This window comes from Thomasclavelia sp., assembly GCF_047249845.1.
Classification (GTDB): domain Bacteria; phylum Bacillota_I; class Bacilli_A; order Erysipelotrichales; family Coprobacillaceae; genus Thomasclavelia.
In genome coordinates this window covers 1-2,360 of sequence record NZ_JBKTWO010000129.1, presented here as the reverse complement: position 1 = coordinate 2,360, position 2,360 = coordinate 1, and the positions used below count along the sequence as shown (strand labels likewise).

Here is a 2,360-nt window from a genome sequence, read left to right as displayed (position 1 = left end):
GTAGAGACTTATACAATTGAAGCTTTGATGCATGATGGCAAAGCTTTACAATCAGGAACTTCTCATTATTTTGGAGATGGTTTTGCAAAAGCTTTTGGTATTCAATTCTTAGATAAAGATAACAAACAGAAATATGTTCATCAAACATCTTGGGGAGTTTCAACCAGACTTTGAGGAGCAATTAATATGGTTCATGGTGATGATAATGGATTGGTATTACCGCCAAGAGTCGCCCCAACGCAAGTAATGATTATTCCTATCCAACAACAAAAAGATGGTGTGTTAGATAAAGCTTATGAACTAGAACAACAACTCAAAGCACATGGACTAAGAGTCACAGTAGTTGCAACTGATAAATCACCTGGCTGGAAATTTTCAGAAGCAGAAATGCGTGGGATTCCATTACGTTTAGAAGTTGGTCCAAGAGATTTAGAAAATGGTCAATGTGTTGTTGCTAAACGTGTTAATGGTGAAAAAATCACTTTATCATTAGATGAGAACTTATCTCAAACACTATTACAATTACTTGATGATATACATGAAGAAATGTATCAAAAGGCTTTAGCATTTAGAAATGACCATATTACAAATGCAAAAACATTTGAAGAATTCAAGGATATTTTAAATACTAAGGGTGGTTATATTAAATTACCTTGGTGTGGAGATGAAGAATGTGAAGTCAGAATCAAAGAAGAAACGGCTGCTACATCTCGTTGTATTGACACAGAAGCACAAGTTGATGGCGTATGTCCTATATGTGGTAAAAAGGCTAAGCATATTGTTTATTTTGCAAGAGCTTACTAGGAACAAGAAATTGTTCCTTTTTTTATTTTCCAATAAGTGGTGTATAAAGCATTGTATTGTTCTGCTTGTTTTTTGTCTAATTGCTTATTGTCTTTGAGAGAGTCTTTTCTAAATTTGCTCTCATGTTTTTCTAGCTATCAATTGGATACGATAGAAATTGATTAAGTTTATAAACAATCAAAATGATTCGATGGATAAGAAAAATAGCTATGATTGTCTTATTGATAGATTAAGTAATCTATCAAGCAAGAGAATGAAATGATGAGTTCATTAATTTATTATTAGTATACTGATTAAATTGCTTTTCAATTTTTTCAATGATATAATTAATTTGAAAAAATTGATAAAGAGAGGATGATATTATGAAAATAAAACAGTTTGTTAAAGTAATAATAACATTCTCTTTATTCATATTATGTCTAGGATGTCAAAACAATCAATCAAGAAATATTATTATTCCTCAAGATGAAGAAACTATAAATTTATCTTTTTTTGGTTATAAAAGTGAAGCTATAAATGTTGTTGCGATTGAAGAAACACTTCAAAATTATATGAAAGATCATCCCCATGTTCAGATTTCATATGAAAGTGTTAAAGGAACAGATTATTATGATATTCTTTCAAAAAGACTAAAGAATGGTTCTATTGATGATATTTTTATGATTGATAAAGAATATCTTCAAAAATTTAAAAATAGTGGGTATTTTGAGGACTTATCTGATCTTTCAACAATTTCAAACTTTAGTCAGAGATCTTTAGAGCAGATGAAAGATGAGGATGGTCAGATTTATTATGTTCCATCAACGATTTCTGCTTTTGGACTGTATTGTAATTTAGATCTTTTGAAAAAACATAATCAATCAATCCCTCAAAATGAAGATGAGTTCATGAAAGTCTGTCAATATTTTGTTGATCAAGGAATAACACCACTTGTTGCCAATAATGATATATCTTTAAAAACAATAGCCATTGCTAAAGGATTATATCCGCTTTATCAAGAAGAAAATTATAGAGAAATTATTGAAAAAATGAATAATGATTCTCAAATCTTAAAAGATTATATGAGACCTGGTTATGAACTTGTATAATAACTCATAAAAAATAAATTTGTAGATGCCAAAGCAACTCTCAAAACACAAAAAACTCAAGATGATTTAACACAGTTTAGTAAAGGTGAAAATCCTTTTATGCTTACTGGCGCTAGGGCTGCAGTACGAATGGAAAAGATGGCTCCTGAATTAAAGTTCGAAGTTCATCCTTATCCTATTTTAGATAATGGGTCAGTTTTGGTGACGAATATTGATACAAGACTTTGCGTGAATGCTAAAGGAAAACATGTTGAAGAAGCTAAAAAATTTATTGAGTATATGACTCAAACTGAAGAAATGTGGAAATTTGTTGATAATCAATGTTCTTTTAGTCCTTTAAATAATAATCAATTGTCTACTAATAAAGCAGTTCAACCACTTAATAAATATTTGAATTATCAACAGAGTATTCTTGGTAGTAATCAATTAATTGATTAAGAAATGTGGACTCATACGAGATCTGGCGTA

At 30.0% G+C, this 2,360-nt stretch carries 3 protein-coding genes; all 3 read left to right on the top strand.

What is annotated here, in order from left to right:
• Positions 1-186: 186 nt before the first annotated feature.
• The 3 genes from ACLR9T_RS13930 (at position 187) to ACLR9T_RS13920 (ending at position 2,330) form a co-directional block, all read left to right on the top strand.
• Entirely contained in the window at positions 187-804 is a 618-nt protein-coding gene (locus ACLR9T_RS13930; protein WP_413110087.1) for a proline--tRNA ligase anticodon binding domain-containing protein, read from the top strand.
• A gap of 362 nt (positions 805-1,166) precedes the next feature.
• Complete coding sequence (locus ACLR9T_RS13925) at positions 1,167-1,892, top strand: ABC transporter substrate-binding protein (RefSeq protein WP_413110086.1); 726 nt, start codon at positions 1,167-1,169, stop codon at positions 1,890-1,892.
• A gap of 6 nt (positions 1,893-1,898) precedes the next feature.
• Positions 1,899-2,330 carry an extracellular solute-binding protein gene (locus ACLR9T_RS13920; RefSeq protein ID WP_413110088.1) on the top strand — a complete coding sequence of 144 codons (432 nt, stop codon included), beginning with the start codon at positions 1,899-1,901 and terminating at the stop codon, positions 2,328-2,330.
• Positions 2,331-2,360 lie beyond the last annotated feature (30 nt).

What these genes read in the sequence shown, in the direction of transcription:
- ACLR9T_RS13930 (WP_413110087.1), top strand. Translation starts at nt 187, where the DNA reads ATGGTTCATGGTGATGATAATGGATTGGTATTACCGCCAAGAGTCGCC.
- ACLR9T_RS13925 (WP_413110086.1), top strand. Translation starts at nt 1,167, where the DNA reads ATGAAAATAAAACAGTTTGTTAAAGTAATAATAACATTCTCTTTATTC.